Source organism: Faecalibacterium sp. HTF-F, from assembly GCF_023347535.1.
GTDB classification, from domain to species: Bacteria; Bacillota; Clostridia; order Oscillospirales; family Ruminococcaceae; genus Faecalibacterium; species Faecalibacterium wellingii.
On sequence record NZ_CP094473.1, the window covers coordinates 1,906,443 to 1,920,623 of the forward strand.

Sequence of the window (14,181 nt, forward strand, 5' to 3'; positions counted from 1 at the left end):
AAAATCAGGCCTGTTCCACTTCCACCTGGATCTTGAAGGAAGCAACCACACCAACGTGCAGGCGGACCTTGCCGTTGAACACACCGGCGTCCTTGATGTCCTTGGTCTCCAGCTCGATCTTCTTCTTATCGATGGGAGCACCTGCCAGCACAGCCAGAGCATCGGCAACTTCCTTGCCGGTGACTTTGCCGTGCAGACGGCCGGATGCACCGCCCTTGGCCTTGATGGTCACGGTCTTGCCCTCGATCTTTGCAGCCAGAGCCTTGGCAGCGGCCACGGTCTCAGCCTCATGGAAGTCGGCTGCAGCTTCCTTGCTGCGGGCAACGTTCACAGCGCTGGCATCTGCCACAGCGGCAAGCTTGCGCGGGAACAGATAGTTGCGGGCGTAGCCGTCGGAGACCTCGTGGATCTCATCCTTCTTGCCAATGCCCTTGATATCCTGCTTGAGAATCACTTTCATGATAGTATCCCTCACTTCTCACCGGAAAACCGGTGCAGTTGTTGTGTTTATAGTATAGCGCATTTGTCGCTTTTGGGCAAGAGGAAGCGCCTGACCATTTAAAATGGCCGCCGCTCCGCTCCGGCCATATTCAGCGGTAATTTTATTTTTAATTTGTAAATCAGAAAAATCTGCGGATTTTTCTGATTTACTTTTTCACGGGAGGGGTCGTAACGGCAAACGGCATATGCTGCTGTCGGCCTGCGGCCGTTGCGCAGCGACTTTAATACGAAAAGCGTTAAGCAAAGCGGTTACGCCAGTTCCTTTGCGGCCACGTCCAGAGCTGCCTCAATGACCTTGTCCATGTCGTAATACTTGTACTCGCCCAGACGGCCGCCGAAGATGACGCCCGGCTCCGCATCGGCCAGCTTCTTATACTCGGCATACAGAGCGCCGTTCTTCTCGTCATTGACGGGATAGTACGGCTCGTCGCCCTTTTTCCATTCGGCGCTGTACTCGCGGCTGATGACCGTTTTGGGCTGGGTGCCGAACTCAAAGTGTTTGTGCTCGATGATTCGGGTGTAGGGGGTCTCGGCGTCGGTGTAGTTGACCACCGCGTTGCCCTGATAGTTGTCGGTGTCCAGCACCTCGGTCTCAAACCGCACGCTGCGGTACTGCAGTGCGCCCAGACGATAGCCGAAGTATGCGTCCACAGGGCCGGTGTAGACCACCTTCTCTGCCAGTGCGTTCAATGCGTCACGGTCAGCCAGATAATCCACGCCCAGACGCACCTCGGTGCCGTCCAGCATTTTTTCCACCATGGCAGTGTAGCCGCCATTGGGGATGCCCTGATACAGTGCGTTGAAGTAGTTGTCGTCGTAGGTGAAGCGCACCGGCAGGCGCTTGATGATAAAGGCCGGCAGCTCCGTGCAGGGACGGCCCCACTGCTTGCCGGTGTAGCCCTTGATGAGCTTTTCGTAGATATCGGTGCCCACAAGGCTGATGGCCTGCTCTTCCAGATTCTGCGGGTCGGTGATGCCGGCAGCAGCCTTCTGCTCCTCGATCTTGGCCTTGGCCTCGGCGGGGGTAACAACGCCCCACATCTTATTGAAGGTGTTCATGTTGAAGGGCAGGTTGTAGATCTCGCCGTGATAGTTTGCCACTGGGCTGTTGGTGTAGCGGTTGAACTCCGCAAACTGGTTCACATACTGCCACACGGCCTTGTTGTTGGTGTGGAAAATGTGCGCACCATAGCGGTGGACGTTGATGCCCTCCACCTGCTCGGTGTAGATGTTGCCTGCAATGTGGCCGCGCTTGTCAATGACGAGGCACTTTTTGCCTGCTTTTTTTGCTTCCTGTGCGAACACGGCACCATAAAGGCCGGCGCCGACGATCAGGTAATCGTATTGTTTCATAGGTGTGGACCTCACTCTTCTGGTTATTTTCCCTCAGCACCGCCCTTTTTCTGCGATGCGTAGTATTTGTCGATGGCGCCCTCGATGCGGGAACGGGCTGCCTCCGGCGTGATGTGCTTGAGCTGTGCCGCGGCCATGGTCTGGTGTCCGCCGCCGCCCAGACTCTCCATGATGACCTGCACGTTCACAGCGCCCAGACTGCGGGCCGAGACGTTCACGCCTGTGCCCACCTGCACCGCCACAAAGCTGGCATCCACGCCCTGAATGGTCAGCAGGTCGTTTGCTGCCTGTGCAATGGCCACACGGGCCTCCGCGGCCACCTCACCGCCGATGGAAATGGCGCAGTTCCGGTACATTTTTGCTTTTTCCACAAGCCCCGCCTTGGCGTTGTACTCCACCATCGTCACGTCGAACAGCTGACGCACCCGCTCGGTCTCCGCACCGTAGCGGCGCAGAGCAGCGGCGGCTTCAAAGGTACGCACACCGGTGTGCAGGGTAAAATCGCGGGTATCCAGCATGATACCGGAGAGCAGGCCCTCGGCTTCCACCCGGTTGGGTTTGTCGTCGCGCTCGCCCACGTACTGCAAAAGTTCGGTGACAAGCTCGCTGGCCGAGGAGGAATAGGGCTCGTGGCAGACAAGGTCCGGGTTCTGGATGTAGCCCACGCCCTTGCGGTGGTGGTCGATGACGGCCACCCTGCCGCATTTTTCCAGGATCTCCTTGCTCTCCACAAGACCTGCCTGATATGTATCCACCACGATGCACAGGGTGCGTTTGGAAATAATGGGCAGGGCATCCTTCGGGTCGATGAAATCATCCCGCTGGCCCGCTTTGCACAGGGCATCGATCAGGCTGCCCGCCAGCGTGGCGTCCCGCCGCACTGCGATCACCGCCGGGACGTCGCAGATCTTGCAAATGCGCAGCACACCCTCGGCAGAGCCAATGGCGTCCAGATCGCTCATACGGTGGCCCATGATGACCACATGGTCGGCTTCCTTGATCAGCTTCACCAGCTGATCGGCCACGATGCGGCTGCGCACCTTGCTGCGCTTTTCCACGCCATGGCTCACGCCGCCGTAAAAGGTAAAGCCGTCCGGCGTCATTTCAGCCGCCTGATCGCCGCCGCGGCCCTGCGCCATATCCAGTGCCTGCACGGCCATATCCTGCGCTTCCCGCAGGGTCTTGGCACCGCGGCCAATGCCGATGGACAGCGAAAGATTCACGCTGGGGTCCAGCGCACGGATCTTGTCCAGCACATCGTAGCCCCGGTTGGCGAACTGCTCCATCTGGCGCTCTTCCACCACGGCGATGTAGCGGCCGCTGGCCACACGGCGCAAAAAGCCGCTGCCCCGGCCGATCATATCCTCCAGCGTGCGGTTGATGCCTTCCAGCAGGCGGGCGCGCTCGCTGTCCAGCATGTCACCGAACACATCATCGTAGCCGTCCACCAGAAACACCAGATAACCCGGACGGCTGGCTTTGTATTCCGCCTCCACCTTGCGCAGGGCGGTTTCCTCGTTCAGCACCAGCAGGGTCATGCTCTCGGCATTGCCGGGCACCGTGGAACTGTGTACGCTCCACATGCCGTCCGCGAGGGTCAGCAGCTGGCCCTCCTGCTTGCGGCACTGCTGCAGGTCAAGGCCGGGCATCACCTTCTGCACACGGCTCACCAGCACATCCTGCCCGTTCAACAGGCGGGCGCGGAACTGTGCATTGTACCACAGCACCGTCTCACCGGAAAGCAGCGCGGCCGGCTGCGAGAGCGGCTCCAGACTGAACTGCAGTTTGGAGCTTTCAAAGCTGCCGCCGCACATCCACCGGGCCACCCACTTGCGCAGCTGGCAGCGGAACAGCACCACCACAACGCCCCACAGCACCACCAGTGCCAGCAGCGCCGGCCATGCCGTGGGCCGCTGGACCAGCAGCACCAGCACCAGCAGGCCGCACAGCACGGCCAGACTGGCGGTGAGCATCTCCAATGTCCATCTTGGTTTTTGTTTCATCAAATCTCCTGCCTTCCGCCGCATTGTTTGCGGCAGCGTGCCCGGATCAGACCTCCATCAGGATGGGGAGGATCATCGGGCTGCGCTTGGTGCGCCGATAGATATAGCTGCTCAGTGCCTCGCGCACACGGGTCTTGACGCTGTTCCAGTCGCGCACATGCTCGTCCACGCAGCGGTCCAGCGCATTTTCCACGATGCTCTGTGCACCGTCCATCAGGCTCTCGTTCTCGCGCACATACACAAAGCCGCGGCTCACAAGGTCGGGGCCGGCCAGCACTTTGCCGGTCTTGCTGTCCACGGTGGCCACAATGATCACCAGACCGTCCTCGGACAGGTGCTTGCGGTCGCGCAGGACTACATTTCCCACATCGCCCACGCCCAGACCGTCCACCATGACGGCACCGGCCGTCACCGGCTCGCCCAGCTTCATCTCATCCTGACTGAGGATGACGTTGGAGCCATTCTCCGCAATGAGGATGTTGCTGGTGGGGATGCCGAGGCTTGCAGCGGTGAGGGCATGCTTTTTGAGCTGCTTGTACTCGCCGTGCACCGGCAGGAAATACTTGGGCTTCGTCAGGGTGAGCATGAGCTTCTGCTCTTCCTGACAGGCGTGGCCGGAAACGTGCACATCGTACATGCTCTCGTAGATGACCTCTGCCCCCAGCAGCAACAGCCCATTGACGATCTTGGTCACGCTCTTCTCGTTGCCGGGGATGGGATTTGCCGAAATGATAATGAAATCGCCGGGGCCCACCCGCACCTGACGGTGGCTGCAGGACGCCATGCGGGAAAGGGCGCTCAGGGGTTCGCCCTGACTGCCGGTGGTAATGAGCACTACCTGCTCCGAGGGATACTGGTTCAGCTCATCCACGCTGATGAGGGTGCCCTCCGGGATGTGCATATAGCCCAGCTCCTGTGCCATGGCGGTGTTGTTCACCATGCTGCGGCCACTGAAGGCCACCTTGCGGCCATCCTCCACAGCCAGATCGATGATCTGCTGCACGCGATAGATGTTGGAAGCAAAGGTGGCAATGATGATCCGCTTGTTGCGGGCACGGGCGAACAGATTGCGCACGCCTGCAGCCACCTTCTGCTCGGTGGCGGTAAAGCCCGGGCGCTCGGAGTTGGTGGAATCGCTCAGCAGGGCCAGCACGCCGCGCTGACCGTACTCGGCCAGTGTGGACAGGTCGGTGACACCGCAGGCCAGCGGGGTATAATCGATCTTGAAGTCGCCGGTCTGGATGATGGTGCCCGCCGGGCTGTCGATGGCAAAGGCCACTGAGTCCGGGATGGAGTGGTTCACATGGATGGGCTCAATGGTAAAGCAGCCCAGCCTGATCTTCTGTCTGGGGGTGATCTCCACAAACTTGGTCTTGCCTGCCAGACCGAACTCTTCCAGCTTGTTGCGGATCAGGCCGCAGGTCAGGCGGGTGCCATAGATGGGCAGATCAAATTTCTGCAGCAGATACGGGATGCTGCCGATGTGGTCTTCGTGGCCGTGGGTGATGAGCAGGCCCTTGATCTTATCCTTGTTCTGCACCACAAAGGTGAAGTCCGGGATGACCATATCCACGCCGTACATGTCGCTGTCCGGGAACACCAGACCGCAGTCCACGATGATCATATCGCCGTTGCACTCGTAGACGGTCATGTTCTTGCCCACTTCACCCAGACCGCCCAGCGGATAGATGTGGATGGGCACAGCGGCCTCTCTGGGCTGCTGCGGGCGGCGGGGCCGACGGTTATAATAAGGACGACGGGTGGTGCGGGGGCGCTTTTCGCCCGTCTGCGCAGCAGGTGCGCCCGCATTCTGATTCGCTGCTGCGGCCTTGCCGCGTGCGGAAACATTGGTATTTTCTTTCGACTGTGCCATTCTGACCTCCAAAATAATTACAGCGCAGGCCGTCCCCGTTTGTGGGAACAGCCGCGCTGTGCATGGGAAGCACCTTGAAAAATCGCATCGGCTTCCGTTGGATGCACCGTATAGAATTTATTTCTCAGCGTGTTTTTTGCAAACCGCTGCCTGTTCCGTAAGAGGTTTTGTGCCAGATAAGTCCATCTGCTCGATGCGACCGTGGCTTTTCTGTTGGAACGCCCGGGCACACGCCTGCGGTGCGCCCCTATACGCATTTTGTTAGGATAAGTATAGTATTTCCCGGCGTTTTTGTCAATTCCAAGGTTTGGCAGCTCCGGCACGGAATATACATTCGCACTTGACAGAAGCCCAAAAATAGCGCTAAATAGAAGCAACTCATTTTATAAGGAGAACCGCATGAAGCAGGTCGAAGTGTACACCGACGGCGCATGCAGCGGCAATCCCGGCCCGGGCGGCTGGGGTGCCGTGCTGCGCTACCGTTTTAACGGCAAAGTCTATGAAAAGGAGCTCAGCGGCGGTGATGACAGCACCACCAACAACCGCATGGAGCTGACAGCCTTTATCGAGGCGCTGCGCCAGCTCAAGGAGCCGTGCGAGGTGCGGCTGTGCTCCGACAGCCAGTATGTCATCAACGGGCTGCAGAAGGGCTGGGCCAGAGGATGGCAGCGCAGGGGCTGGAAAAAAGCGGATGGCTCCCCTGCCCTGAACCCGGACCTTTGGGCACAGGCACTGGAGCAGGAAGCCCGGCACAAGATCACCTACGTCTGGGTCAAGGGCCACGCAGGCCACCCGGAGAACGAACGCTGCGACCAGCTGGCCGTGGCACAGAGCAAAGCACATGGCGGGAGGCAGGGAACATGAGCGACACATTTTTGCCCGGCAGCGGGTTTGACACCTACGAGAGTCAGGATAAAGTTCTGGTGCAGATGGATGGCAGCAGAGAATGCGCCGTAGCCGTGCGCATTTTACAGCAGCAGGGCTTTGCCGTGGCAGGTGCCGCCGTGCGGCTGGACGCCGGGCAGGCCGCCGGAGCGGAGGCGGCCCGAAAGGCGGCGGAAGCCCTTGGCATCGAGTGCATCGTGCTGAACGCCGAAGCACTGGCCGGGCAGGACGCCGATGTTCTGGGCGATGGCGGCACGCCGCTGTTTGCCGCCCTGCTGACGGCTGCAGACAAGCTTGGGATGCAGTATGTGGCAACCGCTCACCGTGCCCGGGTGGAGACCGGCGCAGACGGCGTGCACACTGTCTGCCCGCCCGCAGGCACCGGCAGCGATGACAGCACGATTCTTGCAGCTCTGCCGCAGGAGACACTGGCACGGCTGATCTTGCCGCTGGGCGATTTTGCCCCGGAAGACGTAGCCGAAATGGCCGAGGATTTTAAAGTTTAACAAATACAATTTTGAATAGCCTCCGTTGCACTCTGGCCATATTCAGCGGAAATTCTATTGATAATACGAAAATTGGGAGTATCTGCGGATGCTCCCAATTTTCATTTTTACGGAAGCGGGGTCTAAACCGCAGAATGCATTTCTGCTGCCGTGTGCCGCAGCGGCCTTTCCCGTGAAAAAAGAATTCCGGAAAATCTGCGGATTTTCCGGAATTCTAATATAAAAAATAATGTTTCCTCTGATTATGGCGCAGCGCACGCAGAGCCATTCCAAATCGTTTTGTCAGTTCTGGGGATGCACGATATCGCGCCAGTCCAGATCGCCGCGCTCCAAGCCATGGATCAGCACCTCGGCGGTGGCAATGTTGGTGGCCATGGGGATATTGTGCACATCGCACAGGCGCAGCAGCGTCATTTCGTTGGGCTCGCTGGGCTTTGCGTTGATGGGGTCGCGGAAGAACAGCAGCAGGTCGATCTCATTACAGGCGATGCGGGATGCGATCTGCTGGTCGCCGCCCTGCACACCGGCCAGAAAGCGCTGCACCTGTAAACCGGTAGCCTCGGCGATCAACTTACCGGTCGTACCGGTGGCCACCAGTTTATGCTGGCTCAGGATACGGCAGTAAGCCGTACAAAACTGAACCATCAGCTCCTTTTTGGAGTCATGTGCAATGAGTGCGATCGTCATCCGTTACCCTCTCCTCTTTCTTCACGATGCGGACCCACTTGTAAAAAGTCCTTCGGTTGAAATGATATCACAAAATCCAATCTTTTACAACCGGTTTTTATACAAAACATTCAATTTTGTTTTCTTTTCAGGGGTGTTCCCATTCAAACCACCGCTGCAGCGCCCTTTCCCGCGTCGGTTTTGTCTCCCGTTTTCAGTTCTCCGGCGCAATGGCATCGGGGTTTTGTTCGGCCTGCGCTACGTCCGGTCCATCCTGTACAGCAGGCTGCGCTGTGTCTGCGGCAGGCCCTTCCGGTGCAGCGTCCTGCGCTGCGGGAGCCGTCTGCCCGGCCTGCGGCGCAGCGGTGTCGGCGGTCTGCCCGACTGCCGTTTGTCCTGCGGCATCGGTCTGGGACGCGTCCTGTTTCGCCTGCTCGGCCTCTTTTTCTTCCTCTGCCTGCTGGGCAAGAGAGCCATCCTTCAGGGCAAAGTAGGCATTGGCGATATCCACCACCAGATCACCGGTACGGGCACCGTAGCCGCCGTACTCAATGGTGATGCCAATGGCGATCTGCGGATCGTCCGCCGGCAGGTAAGCCACCATCATAGCGTTCAGATAGTGCTTGCCTGAGGCATAGGTCTCGCTGCGCTGGGGCGTACCGGTCTTGCAGGCGATGGGCACCGGATAGCTTGAAATTTTGCCGCTGATGGTGCTGGGCACCTGCTTCATGCCCTGACGCACCAGTTCAAAGGTGTTGCCGGTGCCCTCGATGACATCCATGACCTCGGGCTTGGTCTCGCTGAGCACCTCGCCGGTATTGGTATCCAGAATGGCCTTGACGAAATGCGTGCGGTAGCGGGTGCCGTTGTTGGCCAGCGTTGCCGCATAGGTGGCCAGCTGGATGGGGGTGACTACCGTATTGCCCTGACCGATGGCGGCCTGAACGTCCAGCGATGCGGTATAGTTGGAGTCGTTCTTGGTGGTCAGCCGTCCCAGCGCCTCACCCACCTCCACGCCGGTGCGCTGGCCCAGACCCAGCTTATAGGCATAGGCATCATAGACATCGCTGGTCAGGCGGCGGCCCACATCATAGAAGAAGACGTTGCAGCTCCACTTGATGGCTGTGATCACATCGATGTTGCCGCTGTGGCCGTGGCGGGTGCAGCGGGGATGATAGTCCTTAAAGTAGTTGTACACGCCGTTGCAGTATACGGTAGAATACTGATTGATGAGGCCGCTGTCCAGCGCAGCCACCGCCACGGCGGGCTTGAAGGTGGAGCCCGGCGTATACAGGCCCTGCAATGCGCGGTTGAACAGCGGCAGGCTCGGGTCAGAGCTGTACTCACTGTAGTTGGACGCATACAGGTTCTGGTCGTAGCTGGGGTAATTGGACGCTGCCATCACGCTGCCGTCCTTCACATCCAGCACCACCACCGCACCGGCGGCAGCTTTCATGGTGCCGGTGTTGTACACGCGGTTGATCATGTCGATGTTCTCTGCCAGTGCCTTGTCCACAGCGCGCTGGAAGTTGCTGTCGATGGTCAGCTGCACCGTGTGGCCCGGCTCCGGCACTGTGGTCAGGCGGGTATCCACGATCACGCCGTCCGAGTTGCGGGTGATTGTCTCCACGCCATCCTTGCCGCGCAGCTCGTCCTCATAAACGGATTCCAGGCCGGAAATGCCCAGAACATCGTTCATATTATAGCCTTTTTCCCGCAGCGGATAGGTCACCTGACCATTTGAATCGGTCACCTTCCACTTTTCAGCGGTGATCTTGCCCACACGGCCCAGCACGGCCGGGATGATATCGCTCTGGTCGTAGCTGCGGGCACTGGTCTCCACGATCTCCACGCCGGGCAGCTGCAGGCTGTGCTCCTTGATGGTAGCCACCGTTGCCGCGCTGACGTTTTCTGCCATGACAAAGTTGTTCACATTGGAAAAGGCCTGCCGGTCCATCTCGTAGTGGATGCCGGCCAGCACCCGCTGCCATTCCAGCGAGAAGCCCTGCAGCTCGTTCTTTTCCACCAGCATTTCCATCACATCGTTGGCGGTGGCATACTGCTGCAGGCCAAGGGTCTCCTTCATATCCGCCAGCTGCTTCTGATCGCTGGCAGAAGAATCATCGTCTGTAAAGGCATAGCGGCCTGCTGCGTCCGGCTGGCCGATGAGCAGGGTATCGTTCCAGCTCTCGCCGTTTTCCCGCAGCAGCTCCACGATCTGCTGCAGCATGGCGTCCAGATCGCGGTCCCCCATCAGCAGCTTGTTGAGCACCACATTATAGCTGGTGGCCGTGGTGGCAATGCGTCGCCCGGCGCTGTCCACGATGTCGCCGCGGGCCGCAGTGACCGTGAAATTATAGTCGGTGGTGTTGGTCGCCTTGGCTTTGAAATCGTCGCCGTTGACCAGCTGCAGAAAGATCAGCCGCATCGCGTACAGGCCCATGATAACACAGGCCACTGCGATGAGCAGGAGCATCCGGTGCAAGACGTTTTTTCGTTCGTTTTGGTTCATCCGCGTTTCCTCCGGCGGTTCAGATCACGCCGTTGTCGATTTTGAACTCGTTATAAATGCGCCGCACCAGACTGAACAGCACCAGCGACGGCACCAGCGTCATCACTGCCGAGGGCAGCACAAAGGTGAGCCAGCGGCTCAGCGCCCAGCTGTAACCCGGCATATAGTAAAAAAACAGCCAGTCCAGCGAGAGCACCACAAGGGCCGTGCCGGTGCCGATGAGCGCAAAGTTCCATGTGCTGCCCTGCAGATACACCTGCACCAGCACCGAAAGCGCAAAACAGAGCAAAAGCAGTTCCAGCGCCAGCATTCCCACCGTGCGCCCGGCGGTGTAATCCCACAAAAGGCCGCCTACCGCGCCAAACAGCGCCCCGGCAAACTCGCCCTCGTACACCGCCACCGCAAGACAGAGCGGCAGGATGAAAAGCGGTTTTGCCTGCCCCAGCCGGAACAGGCCGGGCGTGGTCTGCAATGCCGCGCACACAAACAGCGCTGCTGCATAGCAGGCCCATTTCAACGCCTGACTGCGGCTGCGCATACGGCGTGATTCCATACCGGTGCCTCCTTAATAATCGGTGATGACAAAAACATGCTTGACGGTGCGCGGGTCTGCGCCCGGGCGGATGACCGCCAACGAAGATTTGCCGCTGACTTCCGGCTCCACCTTCTGCACCACGCCCACCAGCACATCCGGCGGGAACACGCCGCCAAGGCCGGTGGTGATGACCTGATCGCCCATCTGAGTTTCGGCGGCGCGCTCCAGATTGGTGAGCACGCACAGGCCGTCACCGGCGTAGTCGGTGCTGCCGGTGAGGATGCCGTTTTCCCGCGTGCGGGACACAACGCCCGCTGCGTTGAAGCTGGGATGCAGGACGGTCATCACCTTGCAGCTGGTGGTATCTGCCTCCACCACGACGCCCACAAGGTAGCCCTTATCGCTGATCACGGCATCGCTCACGGCCACACCGTTCACGGTGCCGCAGTCCAGCGTAAAGCCGCCAAACTCATCCAGCGGGTCGCGGCCGATCACAAAGCCGGAAACATAACTGGCCTCGCTGTTGGCATCCTGAATGCGGGTCAGCGCCTTGTAGGCTTCGTTCTCCGCCTTGATGCGGTCGTAGTCCACCATCTGCTGGCGCAGTTCAGCGTTCTCAGCTTCCAGCTGTTCGTTCTGGGCCATCACATCATCGATGCTGGTGTATTTTTCCCACACCGAACCGATGCCGCCGCTCAAGGCCGAAGTCACCTTCTGAAACGGCGTAAGCACCACGCTCAGCAGCTCCTGCGGGGCGGCAGTCAGCCGGCCATTGGCGCCGGCATAGGCCATGATTCCCACCAGAAACACCGCCACCGCTACCAGTATCTTAAATTTCCATGTGTCAAAAAAATCCTTCAAGGGGGTGTCCTCCTGTTCGGGCTCCTGCCATAAGAAAAGCGCGGACAGCTCTGCCATCCGCGCAAGGAACATTGTTTGCCGCGGAAATCAGCGCAGGCGCTGCGCAAAAGAGCTTTTTCCGCAAGTACGGGCTGCGGCCCGTGTTACATGTGTCCGCCGTCGGTGTCCAGCACATCATGCAGGACGTCCACATGATCCAGGACCGCACCGGCACCCTTGGCCACGCAGTCCAGCGGATCTTCCGCAATGTGCACGTCGATGCCGGTCTCGCTCTGGATCAGCTGATCCAGTCCCCGCAGCAGTGCGCCGCCGCCGGTCAGGGTGATGCCGCGGTCAATGATATCCGCGCTCAGCTCCGGCGGGGTGCGCTCCAGCGTTTCCTTGATGGCGCTGGTGATCTTGACCAGACACTCCAGCAGCGCCTCGCGCACATCCTCCGAGTGGACTACGATGTTTTTGGGCAGGCCGTCCACCAGATTGCGACCCTTGATCTCCATGGTCATTTCAGGGTCCAGCACATAGGCAGAGCCGATCTCGATCTTGATCTGCTCTGCGGTGCGCTCACCAATGAGCAGGTTGTACTTGCGCTTGATGAAGGCAATGATGGCCTGATCGAACATATCACCGGCCATGCGCACGCTGCGGGAGGCCACGATGCCGCCCAGAGAAATGACAGCAATCTCAGCCGTGCCGCCGCCGATGTCCACGATCATGCTGCCGGTAGGCTCGCTGATGGGCAGGCCCGCACCGATGGCAGCAGCCATGGGCTCTTCAATGACGGACACCTGACGGGCACCGGCCTTGAGAGTCGCTTCGCGCACCGCGCGGCGCTCCACCTCGGTGACGCCCGACGGGATGCAGATGACCACGCGGGGGCGGGAGAACATGCTGTTGCCGCATGCCTTCTTGAGGAAGTTCTCCAGCATATTGGCCGTGATGTCAAAATCGGCAATGACGCCGTCCTTCAGGGGGCGGACCGCCACGATGCTGCCGGGGGTGCGGCCAATGACTGCCTTTGCCTCGGCACCCACGCAGCGCACCTCATCGGTCTTGGTGTCCACGGCCACCACCGAAGGCTCACGCATGATGATGCCCTTGCCCTTCATATATACCAGAGTATTTGCGGTACCCAGATCGATACCCACATCTTTTGAAAACAGGCCCATTGTAATTTCTCTCCTTATTGCTTCCCATTGAAATCTATCCAGAGCGTCCGGCGGACTTTTTACACCGCCCTGCGCAGAATAACACGGTACTATTATAGCCGCAAGCCAATAATTTCTCAAGCGTTTGCGCAAGTTTTCTTCGTTTTTTCCAGTTTTCTCACATAAAATGTGCCAGCAGCTGTACGGTGCGGCTCACCGGCAGGCCCATGATCGTGTAGTAGTCGCCCTCGATGCGGTCCAGCCAGAGGGCCGCACGGCCCTGAATGGCGTAGGCACCGGCCTTGTCGTAGGGTTCAGCGGTGGAAGCGTAAAAGTCGATCTCCTCCCCGCTCAGCGGGAAAAAGGTAACGCGGCAGCTGTCCACAAAGCTTTCGGTGCGGGTCCCGTCCGAAATGCACACACCGGTATGCACCTCGTGGGCAGCACCGGAAAGGGCCCGCAGCATCCGCTTTGCGTCCTCTGTACTGTGAGGCTTGCCGAATACTTCACCGTTCACATCCACCACGGTGTCGCAGCCGATGACCACCGCACCCGGGTGCTGGGCCGAAACAGCAAGGCATTTGCCCCGGGCCAGCTGCTCCACCAGCTGAGCAGGGGTGTCGGCCTGCACTGTACTCTCGTCAAAATCGCTGACACAGACGGTGAAATCGGTGGTGTACAGGGAAAGCAGCTCCCGCCTGCGCGGGCTGCCGGAAGCTAAAATCAAATTCATAGGATCCATCTTTCTTTTCAACATCCTTGCCAGCTTATTTACCCGTCGAGCCAAAGCCGCCCTCGCCGCGCTGGGTATCGCCCAGTTCTTCGGCGGGCACAAAGGCGGCGGTGTACACCGGTGCGATGCACAGCTGTGCCACACGCTCACCGGGCTGGATGGTGTAAGCCTCCCTGCCCAGATTGACCATGGGCACCTTCAGTTCGCCGCGGTAGTCGCTGTCCACCACGCCCACGCCATTGGCCATGCACAGGCCGTGCTTGATGGAAAGGCCGCTGCGGGCATACACCAGTGCCACGCTGTGGGCACCCGGCAGCTCGATGGCAAGGCCGGTGGGCACCAATGCCCGCTCCATAGGGGCAAGGGTGAGCGGCTCATCCAGCACGGCGCACAGGTCGGCGGCGGCAGAGCCGGGGGTGGCGTAGGCGGGCACCTTTGCCCGGGCATCCAGTACCTTATATTTTACAGTGATGGGTTCCATAGTATACCTCGTTTTGGTTTTATAGCAACTCCTTCAGTCTCGCATACGCTCGACAGCTCCCTCAGGGAGGGAGCCTCTTCAGTCGATCTGTCGGAAAAGCCTCCCTCCTTGAGGGAGGCGGCATCGC

Annotated in this window: 13 protein-coding genes; 2 read left to right on the forward strand and 11 right to left on the reverse strand. The window is 59.6% G+C overall.

The window, feature by feature from the left end:
* Window positions 1-4: 4 nt before the first annotated feature.
* The 4 genes from rplI to MTP37_RS09085 form a co-directional block, all read right to left on the reverse strand.
* Entirely contained in the window at window positions 5-460 is a 456-nt protein-coding gene (gene rplI, locus MTP37_RS09070; protein ID WP_249236991.1) for a 50S ribosomal protein L9, read from the reverse strand.
* 290 nt (window positions 461-750) lie between these two features.
* On the reverse strand, window positions 751-1,854 hold the full coding sequence (gene glf / locus MTP37_RS09075; protein WP_249236992.1) for a UDP-galactopyranose mutase: 1,104 nt from the start codon (window positions 1,852-1,854) through the stop codon (window positions 751-753).
* Window positions 1,855-1,877: 23 nt separating this feature from the next.
* Window positions 1,878-3,857, reverse strand: a complete 1,980-nt coding sequence (locus MTP37_RS09080) for a DHH family phosphoesterase (RefSeq protein WP_249236993.1) — start codon at window positions 3,855-3,857, stop codon at window positions 1,878-1,880.
* 46 nt (window positions 3,858-3,903) lie between these two features.
* Window positions 3,904-5,730 (reverse strand): ribonuclease J, encoded by a 1,827-nt coding sequence (locus tag MTP37_RS09085; RefSeq protein ID WP_249236994.1) that lies wholly within the window; start codon window positions 5,728-5,730, stop codon window positions 3,904-3,906.
* A gap of 399 nt (window positions 5,731-6,129) precedes the next feature.
* Between MTP37_RS09085 and rnhA the strand changes: the two genes are divergently transcribed.
* Window positions 6,130-6,594: a ribonuclease HI gene (gene rnhA, locus MTP37_RS09090; RefSeq protein WP_249236995.1), complete on the forward strand. Its 465-nt coding sequence runs from the start codon at window positions 6,130-6,132 to the stop codon at window positions 6,592-6,594.
* Window positions 6,591-7,121 (forward strand): hypothetical protein, encoded by a 531-nt coding sequence (locus MTP37_RS09095; RefSeq protein ID WP_249236996.1) that lies wholly within the window; start codon window positions 6,591-6,593, stop codon window positions 7,119-7,121. The genes rnhA and MTP37_RS09095 overlap by 4 nt, the downstream gene beginning before the upstream one ends.
* 282 nt (window positions 7,122-7,403) lie before the next feature.
* On the opposite strand, the gene mgsA is transcribed toward MTP37_RS09095, so the two are convergent.
* The 7 genes from mgsA to dut all read right to left on the reverse strand — a co-directional run bounded on the left by mgsA (window position 7,404) and on the right by dut (window position 14,054).
* Window positions 7,404-7,808 (reverse strand): methylglyoxal synthase, encoded by a 405-nt coding sequence (mgsA, locus tag MTP37_RS09100; RefSeq protein WP_005939970.1) that lies wholly within the window; start codon window positions 7,806-7,808, stop codon window positions 7,404-7,406.
* Between the two features lie 193 nt (window positions 7,809-8,001).
* Window positions 8,002-10,299, reverse strand: a complete 2,298-nt coding sequence (locus MTP37_RS09105; RefSeq protein WP_249236997.1) for a peptidoglycan D,D-transpeptidase FtsI family protein — start codon at window positions 10,297-10,299, stop codon at window positions 8,002-8,004.
* A gap of 19 nt (window positions 10,300-10,318) precedes the next feature.
* Window positions 10,319-10,852, reverse strand: a complete 534-nt coding sequence (gene mreD / locus MTP37_RS09110) for a rod shape-determining protein MreD (protein WP_249236998.1) — start codon at window positions 10,850-10,852, stop codon at window positions 10,319-10,321.
* Window positions 10,853-10,864: 12 nt separating this feature from the next.
* Entirely contained in the window at window positions 10,865-11,695 is an 831-nt protein-coding gene (gene mreC / locus MTP37_RS09115; RefSeq protein ID WP_249236999.1) for a rod shape-determining protein MreC, read from the reverse strand.
* A 143-nt stretch (window positions 11,696-11,838) separates the two neighbouring features.
* Entirely contained in the window at window positions 11,839-12,861 is a 1,023-nt protein-coding gene (gene mreB / locus MTP37_RS09120) for a rod shape-determining protein (protein WP_249237000.1), read from the reverse strand.
* A 157-nt stretch (window positions 12,862-13,018) separates the two neighbouring features.
* Window positions 13,019-13,573 carry a Maf family protein gene (locus tag MTP37_RS09125; RefSeq protein WP_249237001.1) on the reverse strand — a complete coding sequence of 185 codons (555 nt, stop codon included), beginning with the start codon at window positions 13,571-13,573 and terminating at the stop codon, window positions 13,019-13,021.
* A gap of 34 nt (window positions 13,574-13,607) precedes the next feature.
* Window positions 13,608-14,054: a dUTP diphosphatase gene (gene dut, locus MTP37_RS09130; protein WP_249237002.1), complete on the reverse strand. Its 447-nt coding sequence runs from the start codon at window positions 14,052-14,054 to the stop codon at window positions 13,608-13,610.
* Between the last annotated feature and the right edge of the window lie 127 nt (window positions 14,055-14,181).